This window comes from Mesorhizobium sp. M1409, from assembly GCF_040317535.1.
Classification (GTDB): domain Bacteria; phylum Pseudomonadota; class Alphaproteobacteria; order Rhizobiales; family Rhizobiaceae; genus Mesorhizobium.
Map to the genome: position 1 here is coordinate 113,163 of NZ_JAMYKV010000013.1, position 22,352 is coordinate 135,514.

Annotated in this window: 23 protein-coding genes; 6 read left to right on the top strand and 17 right to left on the bottom strand. The window is 63.3% G+C overall.

The annotated features are described in order from the left end of the window. The first annotated feature begins 47 nt into the window (after positions 1–47). The gene (locus NKG99_RS13470; protein WP_352868221.1) at positions 48–2,270 is read left to right on the top strand and encodes an AMP-binding protein; all 2,223 of its coding nucleotides are present in this window, start codon (positions 48–50) and stop codon (positions 2,268–2,270) included. Between the two features lie 27 nt (positions 2,271–2,297). On the opposite strand, the gene NKG99_RS13475 is transcribed toward NKG99_RS13470, so the two are convergent. Further along, positions 2,298–3,116, bottom strand: coding sequence for a CDP-alcohol phosphatidyltransferase family protein (locus NKG99_RS13475; protein ID WP_502910935.1), 819 nt, complete (start codon positions 3,114–3,116; stop codon positions 2,298–2,300). Between the two features lie 3 nt (positions 3,117–3,119). Further along, positions 3,120–3,818 (bottom strand): phosphatidylserine decarboxylase, encoded by a 699-nt coding sequence (locus tag NKG99_RS13480; protein ID WP_352868224.1) that lies wholly within the window; start codon positions 3,816–3,818, stop codon positions 3,120–3,122. A gap of 175 nt (positions 3,819–3,993) precedes the next feature. Here NKG99_RS13480 and NKG99_RS13485 point away from each other — a divergent pair, with 175 nt between their 5' ends. Beyond that, a complete protein-coding gene (locus NKG99_RS13485; protein ID WP_352868227.1) occupies positions 3,994–4,725 on the top strand; it encodes a lysozyme inhibitor LprI family protein in 732 nt (243 codons plus the stop codon). 50 nt (positions 4,726–4,775) lie between these two features. Here NKG99_RS13485 and NKG99_RS13490 read toward each other — a convergent pair whose 3' ends face one another. After that, positions 4,776–6,047 (bottom strand): DMP19 family protein, encoded by a 1,272-nt coding sequence (locus NKG99_RS13490; RefSeq protein ID WP_352868229.1) that lies wholly within the window; start codon positions 6,045–6,047, stop codon positions 4,776–4,778. A gap of 221 nt (positions 6,048–6,268) precedes the next feature. Between NKG99_RS13490 and NKG99_RS13495 the strand changes: the two genes are divergently transcribed. After that, the gene (locus NKG99_RS13495; RefSeq protein WP_352868231.1) at positions 6,269–7,141 is read left to right on the top strand and encodes an SMP-30/gluconolactonase/LRE family protein; all 873 of its coding nucleotides are present in this window, start codon (positions 6,269–6,271) and stop codon (positions 7,139–7,141) included. On the opposite strand, the gene NKG99_RS13500 is transcribed toward NKG99_RS13495, so the two are convergent. The 4 genes from NKG99_RS13500 to NKG99_RS13515 all read right to left on the bottom strand — a co-directional run bounded on the left by NKG99_RS13500 (position 7,138) and on the right by NKG99_RS13515 (position 10,914). Continuing rightward, on the bottom strand, positions 7,138–7,485 hold the full coding sequence (locus NKG99_RS13500) for an antibiotic biosynthesis monooxygenase family protein (RefSeq protein ID WP_352868233.1): 348 nt from the start codon (positions 7,483–7,485) through the stop codon (positions 7,138–7,140). The two genes, NKG99_RS13495 and NKG99_RS13500, sit on opposite strands and share 4 nt — an antisense overlap. Before the next feature lie 129 nt (positions 7,486–7,614). Next, positions 7,615–9,495: an ABCB family ABC transporter ATP-binding protein/permease gene (locus NKG99_RS13505; protein WP_352868236.1), complete on the bottom strand. Its 1,881-nt coding sequence runs from the start codon at positions 9,493–9,495 to the stop codon at positions 7,615–7,617. Between the two features lie 77 nt (positions 9,496–9,572). After that, positions 9,573–9,914 (bottom strand): ArsR/SmtB family transcription factor, encoded by a 342-nt coding sequence (locus NKG99_RS13510; RefSeq protein ID WP_352868238.1) that lies wholly within the window; start codon positions 9,912–9,914, stop codon positions 9,573–9,575. Between the two features lie 67 nt (positions 9,915–9,981). Next, a complete protein-coding gene (locus tag NKG99_RS13515) occupies positions 9,982–10,914 on the bottom strand; it encodes a LysR family transcriptional regulator (protein WP_352868289.1) in 933 nt (310 codons plus the stop codon). A 94-nt stretch (positions 10,915–11,008) separates the two neighbouring features. Here NKG99_RS13515 and NKG99_RS13520 point away from each other — a divergent pair, with 94 nt between their 5' ends. After that, positions 11,009–11,800 (top strand): NAD(P)H-dependent oxidoreductase, encoded by a 792-nt coding sequence (locus NKG99_RS13520; protein WP_352868241.1) that lies wholly within the window; start codon positions 11,009–11,011, stop codon positions 11,798–11,800. 30 nt (positions 11,801–11,830) lie between these two features. On the opposite strand, the gene NKG99_RS13525 is transcribed toward NKG99_RS13520, so the two are convergent. Next, the gene (locus tag NKG99_RS13525) at positions 11,831–13,375 is read right to left on the bottom strand and encodes a LysM peptidoglycan-binding domain-containing protein (protein ID WP_352868244.1); all 1,545 of its coding nucleotides are present in this window, start codon (positions 13,373–13,375) and stop codon (positions 11,831–11,833) included. Positions 13,376–13,501: 126 nt separating this feature from the next. Between NKG99_RS13525 and NKG99_RS13530 the strand changes: the two genes are divergently transcribed. Beyond that, positions 13,502–14,113, top strand: coding sequence for an LOG family protein (locus NKG99_RS13530; RefSeq protein WP_352868247.1), 612 nt, complete (start codon positions 13,502–13,504; stop codon positions 14,111–14,113). A 342-nt stretch (positions 14,114–14,455) separates the two neighbouring features. Here NKG99_RS13530 and NKG99_RS13535 read toward each other — a convergent pair whose 3' ends face one another. Continuing rightward, complete coding sequence (locus NKG99_RS13535; protein ID WP_352868291.1) at positions 14,456–14,800, bottom strand: LysR substrate-binding domain-containing protein; 345 nt, start codon at positions 14,798–14,800, stop codon at positions 14,456–14,458. Positions 14,801–15,068: 268 nt separating this feature from the next. On the opposite strand from NKG99_RS13535, the gene NKG99_RS13540 reads away from it, so the two are divergent. After that, positions 15,069–16,067 (top strand): transporter, encoded by a 999-nt coding sequence (locus tag NKG99_RS13540; protein WP_352868250.1) that lies wholly within the window; start codon positions 15,069–15,071, stop codon positions 16,065–16,067. Between the two features lie 4 nt (positions 16,068–16,071). Here the strand turns inward: NKG99_RS13540 and NKG99_RS13545 are convergent, their stop codons facing one another. The 8 genes from NKG99_RS13545 to NKG99_RS13580 all read right to left on the bottom strand — a co-directional run bounded on the left by NKG99_RS13545 (position 16,072) and on the right by NKG99_RS13580 (position 22,297). After that, the gene (locus NKG99_RS13545; RefSeq protein WP_352868253.1) at positions 16,072–16,755 is read right to left on the bottom strand and encodes a glutathione S-transferase family protein; all 684 of its coding nucleotides are present in this window, start codon (positions 16,753–16,755) and stop codon (positions 16,072–16,074) included. 9 nt (positions 16,756–16,764) lie between these two features. Then, complete coding sequence (rarD, locus tag NKG99_RS13550; protein WP_352868255.1) at positions 16,765–17,682, bottom strand: EamA family transporter RarD; 918 nt, start codon at positions 17,680–17,682, stop codon at positions 16,765–16,767. 83 nt (positions 17,683–17,765) lie between these two features. Continuing rightward, entirely contained in the window at positions 17,766–19,382 is a 1,617-nt protein-coding gene (gene cimA / locus NKG99_RS13555; protein ID WP_352868258.1) for a citramalate synthase, read from the bottom strand. A gap of 197 nt (positions 19,383–19,579) precedes the next feature. Then, positions 19,580–20,539, bottom strand: a complete 960-nt coding sequence (gene pip / locus NKG99_RS13560) for a prolyl aminopeptidase (RefSeq protein ID WP_352868260.1) — start codon at positions 20,537–20,539, stop codon at positions 19,580–19,582. Next, positions 20,536–21,012: a GFA family protein gene (locus tag NKG99_RS13565; protein WP_352868262.1), complete on the bottom strand. Its 477-nt coding sequence runs from the start codon at positions 21,010–21,012 to the stop codon at positions 20,536–20,538. The genes pip and NKG99_RS13565 overlap by 4 nt, the downstream gene beginning before the upstream one ends. Then, positions 21,009–21,500 (bottom strand): GFA family protein, encoded by a 492-nt coding sequence (locus NKG99_RS13570; RefSeq protein ID WP_352868264.1) that lies wholly within the window; start codon positions 21,498–21,500, stop codon positions 21,009–21,011. Before NKG99_RS13570 ends, NKG99_RS13565 begins: the two co-directional genes overlap by 4 nt. 6 nt (positions 21,501–21,506) lie before the next feature. Beyond that, positions 21,507–21,893: a VOC family protein gene (locus NKG99_RS13575; protein ID WP_352868267.1), complete on the bottom strand. Its 387-nt coding sequence runs from the start codon at positions 21,891–21,893 to the stop codon at positions 21,507–21,509. Next, the gene (locus NKG99_RS13580) at positions 21,890–22,297 is read right to left on the bottom strand and encodes an endonuclease domain-containing protein (RefSeq protein WP_352868270.1); all 408 of its coding nucleotides are present in this window, start codon (positions 22,295–22,297) and stop codon (positions 21,890–21,892) included. The genes NKG99_RS13575 and NKG99_RS13580 overlap by 4 nt, the downstream gene beginning before the upstream one ends. Between the last annotated feature and the right edge of the window lie 55 nt (positions 22,298–22,352).

The window sequence follows — 22,352 nt, forward strand, 5'->3', positions numbered from 1 at the left end:
CGGCCGCAAAAGAGCCGAGATGATAAAATCGTTGGGAGAGACGCGGCATGGTCCTGACACTGGCGCTGCTTGCGGGTCTTGTTCTGGCCTGGCTGCTGATCGGCGTGGCGGAAAAATTCCGCCTCGGCCTGCGCTTCACCCAGGCGCTGCTCTATGTGCCGTTCAAACTCGCCTACCGAATCGCCGACACCCGGGTCAAGATCGCCCGCAAGGCGCGGGCCCCGGTCATCTACGTCATCTCGCATCAATCGCGTTTCGAACCGGCTCTGATGCTGTCGCTGCTGCCGGACGACACGCTGCATATCCTCGACGAGGTCTCGGCGCGGTCGCCTTGGCTCGAACCGTGGCGCGAGCTCGGCCGCACCATCGCCTTCAACGCCGAACATGTCTTCGTCAGCCGCCGGCTGGTGCGCGTCCTCAAAGGCAAAGGCCGGCTCGCCGTCTATCTGCCGGATGCGGTCGAGCCTGACGTCAAGACGTTCCGGCTGTTTCGTGCCGTCACGCGCATCGCCATGCAGGCCGAGGCCAGCATCGTGCCGATCTTCGTCAGCGGCGCGCGCAGCCTGCCGGTGTCGTTGACGCCCGCAGGCAAGGCACCACGGCACTGGTTTCCGCGGCTGTCGATCAGCGTTCTGGAGCCGATGACCATCGCCGAACTGGTGGCGCGCAACCCCGACCAGGCCTCGAACACCAATGCGTTGTTCGACCGTGTCGCCGAGGCCCGGCTTTTCGGTACCAACCTCGATCGCGGCCTGTTCCTGGCCATGCGCGATGCCGCCGACCGAGTCGGCGCTTCGCACACGATCATCGAGGACGTCATCTCCGGCGCGCTGAGCTACCGCAAGATGTTCATCGGCGCTCGCGTCCTGGGCAGGCGCTTCGAGGCGGTCACTGCGCCGGGCGAAGCGGTCGGGCTGATGCTGCCGAACGCCAATGGCGTCGTGCTGTCGCTCACTGGCCTTCTGTCGGCCGGCCGGGTGGCGGCGATGATCAACTACACGGCCGGGCCGGCAAGCGTCACCGCCGCCGTGCGCACCGCGGTGATAAGGACCGTGATTTCCTCCCGCGCGTTCGTCGAGAAGGCCAGCCTTGCCGATATCGTCGAGGCGGTCGAGAAGGGCGGTGCCAGGCTGCTTTGGCTGGAGGATGTGCGGGAAGGCGTCACGGCGCTGGACAAGCTTGCCGCCGCCTTGCTGTGGCGCTGGCCGCTGCAACGGCAGGATGCGGCCAAGCCGGCGGTGATCCTGTTCACCTCGGGTTCGGAAGGCACGCCCAAGGCGGTGATCCTTTCGCACAAAAACCTGCTGGCCAACGCCATGCAGGCCGAGGCACGCATCACCATCTCGCCCGCCGACATCCTTCTCAACGTGCTGCCGGTGTTCCACTCGTTCGGGCTGACGGGTGGCACCATCCTGCCGCTGGTCACTGGGGTAAAACTGTTCCTCTACCCCTCGCCTCTCCACTACAAGATCATCCCCGAGGTCGCACGCAAGGTGAAACCGACCATCATGTTCGGCACCGACACGTTCCTCGCCAACTATGCGCGCACCGCCAAGGACGGCGATTTTTCCAGCCTGCGCTTCGTCGTCGCCGGCGCCGAGGCGGTGAAGCCGGAAACCCGCCGCGTCTATCGCGAGCGCTTCCAGGCGGAGATCATCGAAGGGTTCGGACTGACCGAGGCAGCACCCGTGGTTGCCGTCAACACCGCCATCCATGGCCGCGACGGCACCGTCGGCCGGCTGCTGCCGGCCATGCGCATGAAGCTGGAGCCGGTCGAGGGCATCTCCGACGCCGGCCAATTGTGGCTCGACGGACCGAACCTGATGATGGGCTACATGACCGCGGAGCGTCCCGGTGAGTTACAGCCGCTGACCGGCTGGCACGACACCGGCGACATCGTTGCCGTCGACCGTGAAGGTTTCATCACCATTCGCGGCCGCGCCAAACGCTTCGCCAAGATCGCCGGCGAAATGGTGTCGCTCGGTGCGGTCGAGATGCTGGTGCAATCGCTGTGGCCGGAGGAACGGCACGCGGCGGTGGCGGTGCCCGACAAGCGGCGCGGCGAGCGCATCGTGCTGGTCACCACCGCCGACGACGCCAATCCCGACGAGTTGCGCAAATTCGGCAAACAGGCGGGTGCCGCCGAACTGATGGTGCCGAACGACATCGTCAAGGTGGAGGAAATCCCGGTGCTGGGTTCCGGCAAGACCGACTATGTCTCGACCCGCAAGCTGGCGATCGACAGGCTGGGGCTCGGCGTCGCGGCGTGAGTCAGATCAAGGACTTCGGCGTATCTTCTAACCTATATCCGAAGGTGGCACCTTCTCACCCTCCAGCTTGGCGCGCTTCGAATAGGCGCGCACGCTGAACGGCAGGAACATCAGATAGCCGGCGACCGAAGCCGTCAGCGTGTACCAGGGATAGGTCATCAGCAGGAGCACGTAGAGCACGACGCCAAGGATGATCGGCAGCACCTTGTCGCCCGGGATTCTCAGGCTCTTGCCGGAATAGACCGGCAGCCGGCTGACCAGCAGGAAGGCGACCAGGATGGTGAAGCCGGTGGCGACGAAGGCGGCTGGACGACTGGGCTCCAGCCCTGTGCGCAGGAAATAAAGATAGAGCGGCAGCATCACCAGCACGGCGCCCGCCGGCGCCGGCACGCCGACGAAATATTCGGACTGCCATATGGGGCGATCGGTCTTCTCGTCGTCAAGCACGTTGAAACGGGCGAGCCGCAGGCCGCAGGCGATGGCAAACAGGAGTGCGGCGATCCATCCCGGCGAGCCGGCGCGGTCGAGCAGGAAGGCATAGAGCACCAGAGCCGGTGCGACGCCGAAATTGACGATGTCGGCCAGCGAATCCATCTGCGCGCCGAATTTCGAGGTCGCCTTCAGCATCCGCGCCAGGCGGCCGTCGATGCCGTCGAGGAACGCCGCGAGCAGCACCATCACCACCGCCGGCTCGAAGCGGCCTTCGAAGCCGAAGCGGATGCCGGACAGGCCGGCGCAGATGGCCAGCACGGTGACGAGGTTGGGCAGCACCATGCGCATAGGGATTTCGCGGATGCGCGGACCGCCGCTGGCATGGGCCTCGAACTTTTTGTATTGCGTGCCCACGGGTCAGGAAATCCGAACAAGAGGCGTGCCGGCGACACCGCCGAATTCAGCCAGCACGGTTTCGCCGCCGACCGCCGTCTGGCCAACGGCAACACGCGGCGTGGCGGTCAAAGGCAGGAACACATCGACGCGCGAGCCGAAGCGGATCAGGCCGAAGCGCTCGCCGATGGCGATCGAGCCGCCGGCCTCGGCCCAGCAGACGATGCGCCGCGCGACCAGGCCGGCGATCTGGACGGCGGCGACCGTGCCGTTGGGGCTCTCGATGACCAGGCCGTTGCGCTCGTTCTCGGTGCTTGCCTTGTCGAGTTCGGCATTGAGGAATTTTCCCGGCCGATGTTCTATCCTGGCAATACGGCCGCGCACCGGTGCGCGGTTCACATGGCAGGAGAAGACGTTCATGAACACCGAGATGCGGGTCATCTCGACGTTGCCTAGGCCAAGCTCGCGCGGCGGCACGGCCGGTCCGACAGCCGAGATGATGCCGTCTGCGGGGCTGACCACGAGGTGGTCGTCGACCGGCGTGACGCGCTCGGGATCACGGAAGAAATAGACGCACCAGGCCGTCAGGATAAGGCCGATCCAGAACAGGATCGAGGAGAAATAGCCGAGGAAAAGCGTCGCCGCGCCAAAAGCCGCGATGAAGGGATAGCCTTCGCGATGGATCGGTACGAACGCGTTCTTGACCGTATCGACAAGGCTCATCGGGTATAAACTGGCTCCGTTTCAAGTCCGGCCTCAATAGCCGAAAGCCCCCCTCGCCGCAACGCAACAATCGGCATCGCCGCATTGGGCGCGACCGGCGTGCTTGCTTGTCGGCGTCATTGTCGACAGAATTTGGGGTAGCACCGGTTTTAGGCGCGGGAAAGGCCGACCGCCCATGATCCGAAACCCCGACAAGGCGCAGCTCATTGCCTGGTCCGCCATCGGTACAGTTATGGTCGCATGGCTGGCAGCGAACGGCAGCGCATTCGCGCAAGCAAAGCCGTCCTTCGACTGCGCCAAGGCGACAAGCGTGGCGGAAAAGGCCATCTGCGCCGATCCTGCCCTGGCGCAAGCCGACGCCGATGTGGCGAGGAGCTATGCGGCATTGCTGAAGACGTTTGATCCTCGCGCCGGCAAGGCCTTGCGAGGCGACCAAGGCGATTTCATCTTGTATCGCGACCAGATCGCCGGCTTCAACGAGAACACGCCCAAGGACCAGCAGACTTTCGATCTCGGCGAGTTTCTGCGCGACCGCGCGACCTTCCTCGCCGCCATCCGCAAGCCCGCGGACAGCGGCCTCATCGGCACATGGAGCAGCAGCCGCGGCTCGGTCGAGATCAAGGCGGCAGGCGCCGGCAAGCTCGAAGTGTCGGAAGATGTCGCCAACCCTGTCTCCGGCGGTGCGGAGTGCGACATCGGCGGCACGGTCAGGGCCGGCAAGGAGTTGCGGCTGGTCGATACCGACGACAACGACAAGCCGACCGGCTTTGTCTTCATCTTCCACCGCGATGGCGATGCGCTCGTCGTCGAGCAGAGCGGCACCGGCACGGATGACCGTTCGGAACCGCCATCATGCGGCGCCAGCGGCCACGCCGATGGCTATTTTTTTCTGAGCGAAAAGCAGTAGGGCTGCCATCGGGAACAGCGCTAGTCGCCAGTTCCGTCCGAGCGGACATCTTATTCGCCGGCGGCTGCGGTCAGGTCGAAATATTCCTCAAGCTCAGTTCGATGAGCCTCCACCAGACTTTCCTCATTGTCACCACGCAACAGTGCACAGCGATCTCGGGATGACTGGAAGAGAAATGCGTGACCGCCGGCCATTACCACCCAGCTGACAACCGGCCCTCCCTCGCGCTGCACGATCGAGTTCGCCGAAACGATAGCTTTGGTTGGATCGATTCCGGCCTTGCGCAGCAGAAGGTCGACGGCGACCGGCGCGTGATGTTCCTCAGCCAGTTCGATCACCTTTGCTATTGTTTGAGCATCGACTTGCCCGAGCTTGCGGCCGACGCGAGGCACGCCAGCGGCCAATGGATTTTCACCCGCGCGCGCAATCGGCGGGTCCTCCGGAGCAATGGATTCATAGACCGCCGCATGGGTGTCTGTGGCGACGCAGAGACGAACCTCCCCTGCATTGGTGCGCAGTTGAAAAGCCAATTGCTTTTCGCCCTCGACATCCAACATCCTCGCCATACCGAGCGATAGTTTAACTTCGGGCGGCAGCGCGTCCGCACAGGCAAGACCAACCCCGACGTCGCGCCGGCGAAACATCTGGCCGACCAGCTCGGCGACCGATCGGTGGAGAAGCCGGGATTCGCGCCGGGGATTGGCCATTGCCAATTGGCGGATGGCTTCATCGCAGTCATCGTCGTCGACAATTTGCAGATCGGGCCATGACGCGACCCAGCGCGCCAACAGGTCGAGCATCGGCGCCGCCTCGTCAGTGTCGTAGAAAGCATCATCAAGCGTGTCGAGAAAATCGTCCCGACCACCCTCAAAGCCGGTCTGTTCTTCGGCTTCGGCGGGATGCTCCGTGACCCAGACGGACATCTTTTCCAGAGTCGCTAGCTGCCCATTCGCACCAGCCGCAGTGAGACCAGCACGGGCGTTGGCGACCATAGTATCGAACTCCCTGCCGGCATTGTGGACGAACTGACTATGGCCGCCATTTTTCACCTCAGCGGAATACAAATCGGCGTGGAAGACCTGCATGGCCTTCGGACTGATCTCCGGATAGTAGTAGAGCCCTTGGGAAACCATAGCGTGGATGAATTTGTCGACAGCGAAGACGAGCTCAAAGGGCCGTTTGACCGCATCTTCCACGGTTGAGCGAGGCACGATTACCGGCACTAGCAGCCCGGTTTTCGATAAGTGCCCTGTGGCAGGAGGCGAAGCACCAACCGGCTTCTCGGAGATTTTCTTGGACTTGCGCGAAAAGAATCCGAACATCCAAAATACTTCCCTGCATCGTACAAGAACTGGTGCGAGTTAGTGCCGACGAAGCAATATCATCGATGCAAGGCGATAAAAAGCGTCCTAGCTTGATCTGTCGCCGGCTCCTCGAGAGAAAATTGCCAATGACCATGTCGGCGTGTCATCCCTTCATTCGTCCTTGGGATAGTGCTTCGCTGGGCAAAGGGCCGGTGGAGCGACTAATCCGGGAGCCAAGCATGCAGTCGTCGAAGTCAGCATCGCGCATCGCCAACGTCGTAACCAGCGGCCTCGCCTTCGGGGAATCGCCCCGCTGGCATGACGGACGCCTGTGGCTCTGCAACTGGGGTGCGGGCGAGGTCATCGCCGTCGATGCCGATGGCAACAAGGAGATCGTGCTGACCGTGCCAGCCGTCCTGCCCTACTCCATCGACTGGCTGCCGGATGGCCGCCTGCTCGTCGTCTCGGGCCGCGACGGCTTGCTGCTGCGGCAGGAAGCCGATGGTCGGCTCGTCACACACGGCGATCTGCGTGACCTGTCGAAAAGTCCGTGGAACGAGATTGTCGTCGATGGGCGCGGCAACATCTATGTCAATGGCGGCGGACCGGCGCCGGTGCCCGGTGAGCATTTCGGTCCCGGTACCATCGTGTTGATCACGCCTGACAGTGCGGTCCGGCAAGTGGCGGAAAACATCGCCTTTGCCAATGGCATGGCGGTGACCCCGGACAACAAGACGCTGATCGTCGCCGAATCGCATGCCAACCGGCTGACCGCCTTCGACATCGCAGCCGACGGCACCCTGTCCAATCGACGCGTCTGGGCCGATTTCGACGGCTATCCCGACGGCATCTGTCTCGATGCCGAAGGGGCAGCCTGGTACGCGGATGTGCCCAACAAGCATTGCGTGCGGGTGCGCGAAGGCGGTGAGGTGTTGCAGACGGTCACCGTCGATCGCGGCTGCTTTGCCTGCATGCTGGGAGGTGCGGGCCGGCAAACCTTGTTCATCGTCGCCGCCGAATGGCGCGGCTTCGAGCATATGGTCAGCGATGCCCGCACCGGCCAGGTGCTCAGCGTTGAAGCGCCGGCACCTGGCGTCGGCTGGCCAGGCTAGAGCCCGGGGATCCGCTGATAGTTGGCGATGTCGGCTCGCACGCCAAGCCGGGCGATCGTCTCCTGCCGATTGAAACCGGCACGCGCATGCTCGGCCGTGACGATCGGCACGACCCGGTCGACAGCCGCCTGGTTCTCCCATTCGACGATGGTGACGAGGTTGAATTCGCCCGGCCCCGAGAATTGCTCGAGCACGAAATCCTGCACGAAGCCTTGCTGCAGGCGCAGCAATTCATGTGTTGTCCTGACCTTGGCCAGTATCTCCTCGCGGGCGGCGGCGGGGACGACGAACTTGTCCACCCTGAACACGCTGCCACCATTAACATTCTGACTTGTCTTGCTCATTTCGATAATTCCGTTCTTGGACCATGTTGCTTCCGGGCTCCAAAAACGGCGTACAATCTCAACTTAAGTTGAGGTCAAGCGGTTTTTCCTCCTCCCCTCGTATCCCCTTGTGAGAGAAGCATAGCGGCGTCAATTCACCTCGGACATCCGGCGGCGAACGACGATGCCAAGTTCGTCGCCCTCGCGGGCGATACGCAGCCGCTCCTCGGCCTCGGTTGCCTCGCGCTGGCGATCCCACATCGATGCGTAGAGGCCACGCTTGTGCATCAGTTCGGCATGCGTGCCGCGCTCGGCGATCTGGCCGTCCTGCAGTACGATGATCTCGTCGGCCGTAATCACCGTCGACAGCCGGTGGGCGATGACGATGGTGGTGCGGCCACGGCTGACCAGATCGAGCGCCGCCTGGATCTCCTGCTCGGTGTGGCTGTCGAGCGCCGAGGTCGCTTCGTCCAGCATCAGGATCGGCGGCGCCTTCAGGATGGTGCGGGCGATCGCCACGCGCTGCTTTTCGCCGCCCGAAAGCTTCAGCCCACGCTCACCGACCATCGATTTGTAGCCGTCGGGCAGCCGCTCGATGAAGGGGCCGATCTGGGCAAGTTCGGCGGCCTTGCGCATATCCTCCTCGCTGGCGCCGATGCGGCCGTAGCGGATGTTGTAGGCTATGGTGTCGTTGAACAGCACGGTGTCCTGCGGCACCATGCCGATCGCTCCGCGCAGGCTTTCCTGCGTCACATCCCTGATATCCTGGCCGTCGATCAGCACCTCGCCGTCCTGCACGTCGTAGAAGCGGAACAGAAGGCGCGAGATGGTCGATTTGCCGGCGCCCGATGGCCCGACAATGGCGACGGTCTTGCCGGCCGGCACCTCGAAGCTGATGCCCTTCAGGATCTTGCGGTTCGGGTCATAGGAGAAATGCACGTCGCGGAACTCGACCTTGCCGGCGCTGACAGTAAGCGGTTTCGCGTTCGGCTTGTCGACGATCTCCTGCGGCACATCCAAAAGGTCGAACATCTGCTCGATATCGGTCAGCCCCTGGCGGATTTCGCGGTAGATGAAGCCGATGAAATTCAGAGGCACCGACAGCTGCATCAGCATGGCGTTGATGAAGACGAAATCGCCGACCGTCTGCGTGCCGGCCTGCACTTCCAGCGCCGACATGCACATGACGATGACGGTGCCGAGGCCGAAGATGATGCCCTGGCCGAAGTTCAGCCAGCCGAGCGAGGTCCAGATGCGCGTCGCGGCGATTTCGTAGCGCGCCATCGAACGGTCGAAGCGCTCGGCCTCCATGCCTTCATTGTTGAAATACTTGACCGTCTCGTAATTGAGCAGCGAGTCGATCGCCTTGGTGTTGGCGTCGGTGTCGCTGTCGTTCATGTCGCGGCGGATCGAGATGCGCCAGTCGCTGGCGCGGACCGTGAACCAGACATAGACCCAGACGGTGACCGCGACGACGGCCACATATTTCCAGCCATAGGTATAGGCGAAGATGCCGGTGGTCAGCGCGAATTCGAGGATGGTCGGCGCCGTGTTGAGCATGATGAAGCGCACGATCGTCTCGATGCCCTTGGTGCCGCGCTCGATGATGCGCGACAGGCCGCCGGTGCGCCGCTCCAGGTGGAAGCGCAGCGACAGTTGGTGCATGTGGACGAAGGTGCGGAAGGCGAGCTGGCGCACGGCATATTGGCCGACGCGGGCAAACAGCGCGTCGCGCAGCTGATTGAAGCCAAGCTGCACCAGCCGCACGACATTGTAGGCGATGACCAGCATGACGGGCGCCAGCAGAAAGGTCGGCAGCGGCGGCACCGATTTGGCGTCGCCGGCCAGCGCGTCGGTCGCCCATTTGAAGAAATAGGGACCGGCGACCAGCGTCAGCTTGGCGACGACCAGCAGAAGCGTCGCCCAGGTGACCCGCGCCCTGAGATCGGCGCGGTCCGCCGGCCACATGTAGGGCCACAGGTTGAGCAGCGTCTTGAAGGTCGAGGAATCGGAGACGGTTTTTTCGGCCATTTCTTGTGCCTTCTTCTTATGTCTTTTTGACCATGATCTCGTCCGAAAACCGGACTCCACTTTTCGGGATCATGGTTCTAGCGGCCGGAGCAGCAGGAATTGACGAGGGCGGTCAGCGACGCCGAAACGTCGGCGAGCGCGGCGTGATCGATCGCATAGCGCGAACGCTGGCGATCAGGCTCGAACCGGACCAGCCCGGCTTCGACCAGTATCTTCAGGTGTTGTGACACGGTGGACTGCGCCAGGTCGAAACGATCGACGACTTCGCGGCAGCAACATGAGCTGCTGGCCGACAGGTATTTTACGATTTCGATCCGCGCCGGGTGCGAAAGCGCTGCCAACCGGGCGGCCACGGCGCGGCTGTCCGGGGCTTCCGACGTGGAGCGGAGTCTATGGATTTCGAAGGGGCTGTCGCTCATCGTCCATCGGCGATAAACGATGGCTGGCGCCGCCGCAAGCTACTCTTCTGGGCAGACCAGATAGCGGCTAACGCTGTGAGCTGGACTTCTCGATCCCCGGGATGTCGGCAATCCGTTCGGCCAGGAAGTCGACCAGCAGGCGGACCCTTGCAACGCCCGAGCGCTCCGGGACAATCAGCATGTTCAATGGGGCGGACGGCAGCGAATAATCATCCAGTATCGTCTCGAGCAGTCCCGCCGCCAAAAGATCGTCGACAAGCCATCGGTGGGCCGGTGCGACCCCTCGACCCGCGACCAAGGCCTCGCGCGCGGCAAGCCCATGGTCGACACGCAGTCGCCCCGCGAAAGGCACCATATGGCGCTCGCCCCCGACACCCTGCAAAGCAAGAGTTTCACTGCCCGCCACGTTCGACATCCGGATGCCCTCATGTCCAGACAGGTCCGACGGGACAGCCGGTCTGCCTCGCGCCGCCAGATAATCCGGCGATGCCACGAGCAGGCGCCGTGATAGGCCGAGGGCCCGCAACCTCAATGAGCTGTCCGTTAGCGGACCCAAGCGAAGCGCGATATCGACGCCTTCCCGGACGAGATCGACACGCTCATCGGTGAGGCTGAGGTCAATTCCGATGTCGGGATATCGGTCCTGAAAGGCGAAGATGAGCCGGCTGGTGTGCAAGACCCCGAAAGCGGCCGTACAGGATATCCGCACGGTGCCAGCCGGCGCGCCACGTGCGCCCCGCGCTTCGTCGCCGGCCTGCTCGACAAGGCGCAGGATCTGGACGCTGTTAGCATAGTACCGGCTGCCCTCATCGGTCAGCGTGACCCGCCGGGTGGTCCTGCTGAGCAAAGGCACACCCACTGCCTCTTCAAGCTCTTGCAAATGCCGCGTAACCGTCGATTGCCCGATGCCCAGTTCGCCGGCAACCAACGACAGACTGCCCCGTTCCGCAACGCGAATGAAGGTGCGCATGCGTTCGAGGGTGATATCTGATTTATCCATTATTCGGCACAATCTTATGCATTACGAATGCGTAGCGGATTATGTCGATATTGCCTAGCTAAGGGACCAGTTTTTCAATCCAAGGAGTCCCCGCATGAAAATTCTACTTGTCTTCGCTCATCCCGAATCGCGCTCGCTCAACGGCGCGCTCCGCGACGTCGCCATTAGAGAACTTGAGGCACAAGGCCACGAAGTGCGGGTGACGGACCTTTATGCCCAAGGTTGGAAATCAGCGGTTGATCGGGCCGACTTTCCGGTTTTGGCGTCTGATGCGCGGCTGATGCCTGCCGCGGCTTCCAAAAAGTCTTTCGAGGCCGACGCGCTGACAGAGGACGTCAAGGCCGAGATCGCAAAGCTGCTGTGGGCGGATGCCCTGATTCTCCAGTTTCCGCTCTGGTGGTTTGCCATGCCGGCGATCCTCAAGGGCTGGGTCGACAGGGTCTTTGCCTACGGCTTCGCTTACGGTGTGGGCGAACATAGTGACAAACGATGGGGCGACCGCTACGGCGAGGGAACCTTGATGGGCAAGCGCGCAATGTTGATCGTGACCGCCGGCGGCTGGGAGGAGCACTATGCCCCTCGCGGCGTCAACGGACCAATCGATGATCTGCTGTTCCCGATCAACCACGGGATTCTCTACTACCCGGGCTACGACGTCCTTCCGCCGTTCGTAGCCTATAGCGTCGACCGCTTCGGCGAAGCCGACTTCGAGCCCACTGCCGAGCGCCTGCGCGAGAGGATGAGGACGTTCGCGACCACGCAACCCATCCCCTATCGCCGGCAGAATGGCGGCGACTATTTGATTCCGAGCATGAAGCTACGCCCCGACCGGAGCGATCCGAACTTGATCGGATTCAAACTGCACCTGAGCGGCTCAACAAACTAGCTGACGTCGACCTTTGGACGGCCTTGGACTCTAATTGGTCTTGGCCGGCGCTGTCGTTGCCTGCTCGCCCATCGCCTTGAGGTCGGCGGCTTCGCCTTCCTTGGACTTTTCCGGGACCTTGAACACCTGCCCCGGCCAGATGCGATCAGGATCGCTGATCTGATCCTGGTTGGCGAGGTAGATGGTCGAGAAGCGCACGCCATGGCCATAGACGCGTCGTGAAATCCGCCACAGCGTGTCGTTGCGGCGGATGATGACAGCACCGTCGGCATGCTCGAGCTTGGGCGCAACGGTCTCGGGCACATTGCCTGGCGGTGGGGCCGCTGCCACAACGGCCGGAGCCTCAGTGGCGGGCGCGGTGGCCGGTGCCGTTTCAGCCGGTGCCCCGGCAATGGCCGGCGCCTCGGTTGCCGGCACGGCAGGAGCCGGTGCCGGCTCCGCCGGAGCAGCCGCGACAACAGCGGGCGCGGCCGGCTTCGGGTCGGCAGGCTTGGGCTCCGCGGGCGCCACGGCGGCGATCGATTCACCCGGCTCGCGCTCGAATGGCACGGCGGCGCGGGCCACCACTTTCACGCCGTCGGCATCGAGACCGTCGACATGGATGGTATAGCTGCCGACCGGGATGTCGCGCATCGCCTCGACGAGGAAATGGCCGTCCGGTGATGTCTGCGCGTCACCGAGCAGGATATCGTTGGCATAGGCGCGCACCTTGCGGCCCGGATCGGCGAGGCCGGCGACAAAGATCTTGTTGCCGTCGATCTCGACCGCCTCGACGACGATCTTGGGTTCGGCCACGGCTGCGGCGGGCGGCGTCGCCGGCGCTGCTGGAGCCGGTGCTGCTTCAACCACGGCTGGCGCCGGTGCGGCTGGTGCCGGAGCAGCGGTTGCGGGCGCTTCGGCTGCAGGAGCGGCAGCCTGGTCGCTGGCAGCCGGTGCGGCTGGCTTTGTCTCGGGCGCGGGAACGGTAAGCAGTTCCGCCGGCTTGCCCGGCTCCTCGACCATGGCAAGCACCTGGCCGGCCGTATCCTTGGGAACCGAGACGACAGCGGTCTGCACCGAGGGTGTCACGACATCGCCGGTCGTCGCACGCAGCGCGATCGTATAGTCGCCGGGCTTCAGCGGATCATCGAGAATAATAACAAAGGCGCCATCGGTGCCGGCGACCGTCGAACCGAGCACGGCCGTGCCGTTGAGTATTTCGACCTTTGAATTGGGCGCCGCATTGCCGGCGATAACGATGGAGCCATTGCTCTCGACGCGCACGACATCGAAGGACGGTGCGATCGGACCGGCCGCAGCCGGTGCTGCCGGAGCCGCCGCATCCGTTGCCGGTGCGGCCGGTGCCGCGGCCTGGGGCACCGCGGCGGGAGCGGCTGGGACCTCAGCTTGAGGCAGCCGCGCTTCCGTATCGGGATCAGCCGGTTTCGGCGCCGCGGGCGGCGTCAAGGCAGCCACCTGCGCCGGCGGAGTCGGATTAAGATACGGGTCGAGTGCGCCCGATACATAGGCGGTTCCCGCGACCGCAACGGTCCCACCCGCCGCGAACAGGAACGCCTTCAATGGATTAATTGCCATATTTCCCTACCCCTTAGCCACCTAACGCCGGTCTAACCTGTTTTGCCAAAGCCGACAAGAAAAAGCCCGGGCTTGTTCACCCTTGGGGCTTGACCCAGCTTTCAGACCCAATCACCAATCATCGGCATGAACACGATTCGATCCGTCTGCGTCTATTGCGGCTCGTCTCCGGGCCGCGATGAAATCTATATCAAGGCCGGACACCTGCTCGGGCGCTCGATTGCCAAAGCGGGCCTGCGGCTGATCTATGGCGGCGGCACCAAAGGAATCATGGGCGCCGTCGCCGAAGGCGCCTTGCGCGCTGGCGGCAAGGTGACGGGCATCATTCCGCGCTTCCTGATCAACAAGGAAGCGACCGAAACCGCGCTTGGCCGGCTCGACGAGGTCTTGATCACCGACAACATGCATGAGCGCAAGCACAAGATGTTCGAGAAATCCGACGCCTTTGTGGCGCTGCCGGGTGGCATCGGCACGGTCGAGGAGATCGTCGAGGTCATGACCTGGGCACAGCTCGGCCATCATCGCAAGCCGATCGTCTTCGGCAATGTCGGCGGATTCTGGGATCCGATGCTGGCGTTGCTCGATCACATGGCCGCCGAGGGCTTCATCCACACCGCGCAACGGGTCAAGCCGCTGGTCGTCGACGACCCCGAAGCGATCGTCGCCGCCATCATGGTGGCTGGATCCTCCGTCGACGCCCCGACCGAGGGCGTGCAGTCGGTGATAGACAAGATGTGAGGCAGTAGGGAATAGGGCGGTAGGCAGTGTGAATGCCGGGGGACGGCAACCCCTACTGCCTACTGCCCAGGGCAACGAACTCGGCTTAACGGGTTCCTTCGCTGCCTTCGCCTGCGCATTGGCTGACGGAGCATCAAACGAAAAACCCGCCTGTGCGGCGGGTCACTGGCGCAAATCAGCACCATGGACGAATATGTACCATAGCTGAGGTCACGGAATCAAGAAAAAATTCCTATCACCGGCACAAAAGCCGACACCGCCGAACTGTCGTCAGGCGTCCTGACCGCCGCGCGGTGATCGCCGGCTTGCGGCAGGCAGCTGCAGTAGGCTAGGGCTCCGCACTCAGGTTAACAAAGACCGACGCCAGGCAAGATAGATGGAAACCGTGCGCTCGAACCATGGCAGGTCGCGAAACACTATCCGCGACGGAGCGCCGGCACGCAGACTGGCCTCCACCGTCGCCAGGCCGAGACCGGCGCTGACCAGACCGAGCGAGGTCAGCGGGTCCGCCGTCTCATAGACGATGTCGGGCAGAAAGCCGGCTTTGGCGCAGGCCGCTAGGAATTGGCCGCGGTTGGTGTCGTCGGGCTGGCGCGCGACCGTGATCCAAATGCGGCCGTCAAGGTGATGCGGCCCAATCTCCGATATTTGGACAAGCGTATCATCTTCGGGGATCGCCAGCACCAGCGGCTCGTCCCCTGGTCAAGGTCGGCATGATGGATATGGCCGCAATCGTGCTCGCCTAACCCTTACCCTGGGTTCGGCCCGAAGCGTTGAGAGGGCGCAATCCGATGGCGGCGTAGGCGTCACCACCGGATTGACGTGGGTGATCGACAGACTGTGATCGGCTGTCAAGAAACCGTCACACGAAACCGGGTTCGCCCGTGATAGACATCAAGGGTGAGGCGGCCGCCATGCGGCGCCATGTTCGAAACCTGCATCTGGCACCGCGCCCATGGATATCGCTCTCGCCCCGGATGGCACCGACCTGTCGCCTTACCTGCCCGACGAGCACGGGTTGTTCTTCATCTTTCACTTCACCGCGGAGGGCGTGCGAACCAGGGACGCAGCCGCCGCGCACTGGACATGGCGCAGCTACCAGCTCTCCGACATGCGCGCCCGCCACGAGATCGGCGCCGACCAGGCTTTGCCGGCGCCGGTGCGCGAAGCTTTCCTCTCCGCCACCCATGGCTGTCACATCGACCTCGAGGATGACTGGCTCTACGGCGACCTGCCGGACCTGCGACATGACTATTCGGCGGAAGCAGGCGGGCTTGGCCATTTCCGCTTCGCCCTCAACGACACCATGCTGATCGGCGCCCGCAAGCAGCCGCTGCAGTCGGTCGACAACATCCGCAAGGCGATCGAGAACGGATCGCGCAAGTTCCGCTCGCCGGCCGAGTTGATCGAGGCGGTCGTCGGCCAATCGTTCGACGGCATGGTGGCCGAACTCGCGGCAATCGGCGACAGTCTCGACGGCATCGAGGATCGCATCGTCTGCGACGCATGGCACAATGAGCGGCAATCCCTCGTCGATGCTCGGCGGCACCTGGTGGTGATCCACCGGCAAATGGCGACGCTGACCAATCTGTTTCGCCATCTCGATCATTCGCACCGCAACGACCTGCCTGACACAATCAACGACATGGCGGCGCGGCTGTCGCACCGTGCGCAGACGCTGCACTATGACGGCGAACAGTTGCAGGCGCGCGCCCGGCTGCTGCAGGACGAGCTGATGGCCAAGCTGACGACGCAGTCGAACCAGTTGCTTTATGTGCTGTCGGTGATGACGGCGGTGCTGTTGCCGATGACCATCATCTCCGGCCTGTTCGGCATGAATGTCGGCGGGCTGCCCCTGGTCAACACGCCGATGGGGTTCTGGGTGGTGTCGGGCGTGTCGATGGTTATCGCGGCGGGTACCTATTTATTCGTACGGCGCCTCGGGCGGATGTAAGCGCTCAAACCGCGCGAAAATCCTCGATGATGGTGCCGGCGGCGGCGACTTCCGCTTCGTGGTCGGGCTCGCGCCAGGTCTCGGCAAGGCCAGCCGCATACCATTCGCGCATCGCCGGCAGGGCAAACAACTGCGCCGGATAGGCTGTAGCCGCACCGTCGAAAGAGAGCCCATAGGACTGTGCGCGAAACGCCACCGGGGCAAAGAAAGCGTCGACGGCGGTGAAATGAGCGCCGGCCAGAAACGGCCCGCCGAAACGAGCAAGGCCATCGTTCCAGAGGTCGCCGAGGCGAAAGAGGTCCTGCTTCAGCGCATCGGACATCGGAAACGGTTTCGCGCGCAGGCCGCAGCTCATCGGACAGGCGCCACGCAGTGCGGTGAAACTCGAATGCATCTCGGCGGCGGCCGAACGCGCCCAGGCGCGTGCCTTGGCCTCGACAGGCCACACACCATGGTGGCGCTCGGCGAGATATTCGGCGATCGCCAGCGAATCCCAGACCGCCCAACCGTCGTCGATCAGGCACGGCACCCGGCCGCTGGGCGAGAACGACCGATAGAGGCTCCAGCTCGAGCCGGTCGGGAATGGCGTCAGCCGCTCCTCGAATGGGATATCCAGCTCTCGCATCAACACCCAGGGCCGCAACGACCATGAGGAATAGTTCTTGTTGGCGATATGCAGCAAGTACATCGAAACTCCTTACCGGGCAGAAGCCTTGCGCGCTGTCGTCAACATCGACCAGGAATACACCGCCAGTGCCGCCCAGATCAGTGCAAAGGCGACGGCCTGGGTGGTGCCGAAAGGCTCATCGAAGATCAGCACGGCGATCAGGAACACCATGGTCGGCGCGATGTATTGCATGATGCCGATGGTGGAGAGGCGCAGCAGCTTGGCGCCGAAGGCGAACAGCAAGAGCGGCACCGACGTGACCGGACCGCAGCCAATCAGCAGCGCCGTATCGGTACCGCTACTGGATACGATGTGGTCCTGTCCGGTCGCGATCAGGTAGACGATGTAGCCAAGGGCCGGCACCGACAGCAAAAGCACTTCGAGCAGAAACCCTTGGCTCGGGCCGATCGGCAGCGTCTTGCGGAAGAAGCCGTAGGCGGCGAAGGAAAACGCCAAGGCCAGCGACACCCAGGGCAGCTTGCCGCCCTCGATGGTCAGCACGGCGACGGCGACGGCCGCCAGCACCACGGCCGCAATCTGCAGACGGTCGAGCCGCTCGCCCAGCAACAGCGCGCCGACGACGACGCTGACCAGCGGGTTGATGTAATAGCCGAGCGCGGTCTCGACGGTGCGGTCGACGGCGATCGCCCAGACATAGATGCCCCAGTTGACCGAGATCAGCGCCGCCGTCAGCGCGGCCATGGCGATGGTGCGCGGCGAACGCAACGCCGCCTTGAAGTCCGCCGTGCGGCCAGCCCAGATCAGGACGGCGGCGGCGATCGGCACCGACCAGACGATGCGATGGGCTATCACTTCAGCAAGCGGCAGATGCGCCACGGCCTTCATGTAGAAGGGCAGCATTCCCCACAAGAGATAGGCGCCAAGCGCCAGCAAAAAGCCGCGCCGTGCCTTCGAGTCCGCGTCCAGGGTAATCGCTTCAGTGGCCATGGCCCAACGCTATGGCCCAGCCATCTTGCCAAGACCATCGCAAAGTTCTGATGGATCAATGGACTTTCGCTGATGGTTCAACCCTATTCGGCCGCCACAAGGCCGGCCATCTCGCGGTTCTTCATCAGCTTGTAGACGATGGAATCCATCAGCGCCTGGAACGAGGCGTCGATGATGTTTTCGGAAACGCCGACTGTCCACCAGCGCGCGCCGGTGCCGTCATGCGATTCGATCAGAACGCGGGTGATCGCCTCGCTGCCGCCATTGAGGATACGCACCTTGAAGTCGGCAAGCTCCATATCGGCGATCTCGCCCTGGAATTTGCCAAGATCCTTGCGCAGCGCGATGTCGAGTGCGTTGACCGGGCCGTGCCCCTCGGCCACCGACATCTTCTCCTCGCCGTCGACCAGCACTTTCACGATCGCTTCGGACACCGTCTTCAACTGGCCGTTGGCGTCGAAGCGGCGCTCGACCATGCAGCGGAACGAGGTGACGTTGAAGAACTCCGGCAGGCCGTGCAGCATCTTGCGCGCCAGAAGCTCGAAGCTGGCGTCGGCACCCTCATAGGCATAGCCCTCGGCCTCGCGTTCCTTGACCACTGATATCAGCGCGTCGAGCCGGTGATCGTCCTTCGGCACGTCGATGCCGCGCCGCTTCAGCTCGGCGAGGAAATTGGCCTTGCCGCCCTGATCCGAAACCATGACGCGGCGGCGGTTGCCGACCGTTTCCGGAGGCACATGCTCATAGGTCGCCGGCTCCTTGGCCAGCGCCGAAGCATGGATGCCGGCCTTGGTCGCGAAGGCTGATGCGCCGACATAGGGCGCCTGCGCTTCCGGGGCGCGGTTCAAGAGTTCATCAAAGGCGCGCGACAGGCGCGAAATACCGGTCAGCGCCTCAGTCGAAATGCCCGTCTCGAAACGATCGGCAAAAGCCGGCTTCAGAGCCAGCGTCGGCATGATCGAGATCAGGTTGGCGTTGCCGCAGCGCTCGCCGATACCGTTGAGCGTGCCCTGTATCTGGCGCACGCCGGCCTCGACCGCGGCCAGCGAATTGGCCACGGCCTGGCCAGTGTCGTCATGGGCATGGATGCCGAGATGATCGCCTGACATACCGAAGGCGATGACGCTCTCGACAATGGCGCGGACTTCCGACGGCTGCGTGCCGCCATTGGTGTCGCACAGCACCACCCAGCGCGCGCCGGCATCATAAGCGGTCCTGGCACAGGCCAGTGCATAGTCGGGATTGGCCTTGAAGCCGTCGAAGAAATGCTCGCAGTCGACCAATGTCTCCTTGCCGGCGGCGATCGCCGCCTCGACGGAGGCCTTGATGGCGTCGAGGTTCTCCTCATTGGTGCAGCCGAGCGCGACGCGGACATGGTAGTCCCAGCTCTTGGCGACGAAGCAGATGGCGTCCGATTTCGACTGCACCAGTGATGCAAGGCCGGGATCGTTGGACGCCGATACCCCTGCCCGCTTGGTCATGCCGAAGGCGACGAATTTGGCGCGTGCCGTGCGCTTCTCCTGGAAGAAGGCCGTGTCGGTCGGGTTGGCGCCGGGATAGCCGCCCTCGACATAGTCGAGGCCGAAGGCGTCAAGCAGTTTGGCGATGGCGATCTTGTCCTCGACGGAAAAGTCGATGCCCGGCGTCTGCTGGCCATCGCGCAACGTGGTGTCGAAGAGGAACAGTCTTTCCTTTTTCATGACAGCAAGGTGCTTGAGCACCCCCCTCTGGCCTGCCGGCCATCTCCCCCGCAAGGGGGGAGATCGGCAGCTTTGACGACAGTGCTGGTCCTGCAATGTCGGCGATTGGCGAAAGCGAAGGCGACATCCAATCTCCCCCCTTGCGGGGGAGATGTCCGGCAGGACAGAGGGGGGTGTGAAGGATCGCCGTGCATCGACTATGTCTTCCCCGCAAACCGATCCGTCGCCCGGATCAGTTGATCCAAAATACCCGGCTCCGAATACGCATGACCGGCGCCCTCGATCAGATGGAAATCCGCCTTCGGCCAGGCCTTGTGCAGCGCCCAGGCATAGCGCGCCGGGCACGGCATGTCGTAGCGGCCATGGACGATGGTGCCGGGAATATCCGCAAGTTTGTGCGTATCGCGCAACAGCTGACCTTCCTCCAGCCAGCCGGCATGGACGAAATAGTGGTTCTCGATGCGGGCGAAGGCGACGGCATAGTCGTCTTCACCAAACGGACCGCTGGTTTCGGGCTCCGGCAACAGCGTGATGGTTTCGCCTTCCCACAGACTCCAGGCGCGGGCGGCTTCGATCCGCGCCTTGCGATCGCTGCCGACCAGCCGCTTGCGGTAGGCGGCCATCATGTCGCCGCGCTCGGCCTCGGGGATCGGCGCCAGGAAACGCTCCCATTTGTCCGGGAACATCTCCGAAACGCCGAACTGGTAGTACCATTCGAGTTCGGCGCGCGTCAGTGTGTAGATGCCGCGCACCACCAGTTCGCTGACGCGTTCGGGGTGCGTCTCGGCATAGGCGAGCGCAAGCGTGGAGCCCCAGGAGCCGCCGAACACCAGCCATTTGTCGAAGCCGACCATTTCGCGCAAACGTTCGATATCGGCGACCAGATGCCATGTCGTGTTGGCTTCGAGCGAGGCGTTGGGCGTCGATTTTCCGCAGCCGCGCTGGTCGAACAGGATGACGTCGTAAAGCTTCGGGTCAAACAGCCGCCGATGTTTTGGCGAGATGGTGCCACCTGGCCCGCCATGCAGGAACACGGCCGGCTTGGCGCCCTTGGTGCCGGAACGCTCCCAGTAGACCTGATGGCCGTCGCCGACATCGAGCATGCCGGAATCGAACGCCTCGATCTCGGGGTAGAGCGTACGCAATTGACTGCTCATAGTTGCAAACCTTTGGTCGGCCAGTCCGCTGTTTCATGGTCGGGATGCTGGAAGGAGATGATCTGCTCCTGCCTCGCGTAGTAGTCGGGGTCCTGATGAACGGGCTGATCGAAGATCGTCTCCACCCAGGGCAGCCGCGCTGCGTAATTGATTTGGATCTGCGGGGCGAGATCGGAACGGTCGTCGAAGGCGCCGATGGCGATCTCAAGTCCGCCGGGCTGCCGATAGGTCAGCGGCGTCCCGCATCTGGCGCAGAAACCACGATCGATGTTGACCGACGATTGGAAATAGCTCGGCTCTTCATGGGTCCACTCGACGCCATCCCTGGGCACCGTCACCAGCGCACCGAAAAACGAGCCGAATTGCTTCTGGCACATGCGGCAATGGCAGATGGAGGGGCGGCCGAGCGCCCCATGAATGCGGAAACGCACGGCGCCGCATTGGCAGCCACCGGTTCTAACTGTCTCGGTCATGGCTTTTCCTCTGGCGGCCATTGTTCGGTGTCGTGGTCTGGATGCTGATAGGAGACGAGATCGGCCAGGTAGGGGGCCGACGACATGTCGGCCATGGTCTCCTCGCCCGGCAATTGCGGGATCGTATCGACATAGGGCAGCTTTGCCTCCGTGCCCCACTGGATCAGCGGCGCGATCTCCGCCGGATTGTCGAACGCACCGATCGCCAGCCCGACACCATCCGGCGCGGTGAAGGTCAGCGGCGTGCCGCAATTGCCACAAAAACCACGATCGACATGGTTGGATGAGCGAAAATATTTCGGCTCGCCACGCGTCCAGTCGAGCTTCGCCTCGCGCACTGAAACAAGCGGCGCGTAGAACGAGCCGAACGCCTTCTGGCACATGCGGCAATGGCAGATCGACGCGTCCCCCAACGCGCCTTCGACGCGAAAGCGCACCGCGCCGCACTGGCAGCCGCCGGTATAGATCGGCCGGTTGTCGAGGCTCATCGCCGCTCACTCCGGGGCATGGCAGACGGCCTCGACATTGTTGCCGTCGGGATCGAAGACGAAAGCGGCGTAGTAGCTCGGATGATAGTGCGGACGCAGGCCCGGGCCGCCATTGTCCTTGCCGCCGGCGGCAAGGGCCGCGGCATGGAAGGCATCGACCTCGGCGCGGCTGCGCGCGGTGAAGGCGACGTGCTGGTGGTCATTGGGTTTGTCCTTGCTGGTACTCAGCCAGAACACCGGCCGGTCGCGGCCATAGCCACCGACCTTGGCGCCGCCGGTGTATTCCAGCGGCACCATGTACAGCAGCGCGGCACCAAGGGGCGCCATCGCCTTGTCGTAGAAACCCTTCGAAGCGGCGAAATCGGCAACGGTGATGCCGAGATGGTCGATCATGAAACGGACTCCCTTGCTGGTTCGGGTACTGGCTTTTCAGCGCCGGCCAGGCCAGCCTCGATAACGATGTGCTGGCAGACATTGTCGATATCGCGAATGACGTCGTCGTTCCAGAAGCGCAGGATGGTCCAGCCGCTGCTCTTCAAATATGCGCTGCGTGTCTCGTCATGTTGTAGATTTTCGCTATCCGCATGTTGGCTACCGTCGACCTCGACAACGAGATGATAGGCTGAGCAAGCAAAGTCGACGATGTAAGGTCCAATCGGCACCTGCCGCCGAAAGCTCATTCCCATCAGCCGATGAGCGCGCAACTCATTCCAAAGTTTCAACTCCGCATCGGTCATAACGCGACGCATGGATTTTGCATTCCGGCGGTGTCGTTGCGGAACAAGATCGTGTCCCATCAAACACCCCTTCGCCGGCAACTAGCGAAATCGGCGACTAGGGCCGATCTCCCCC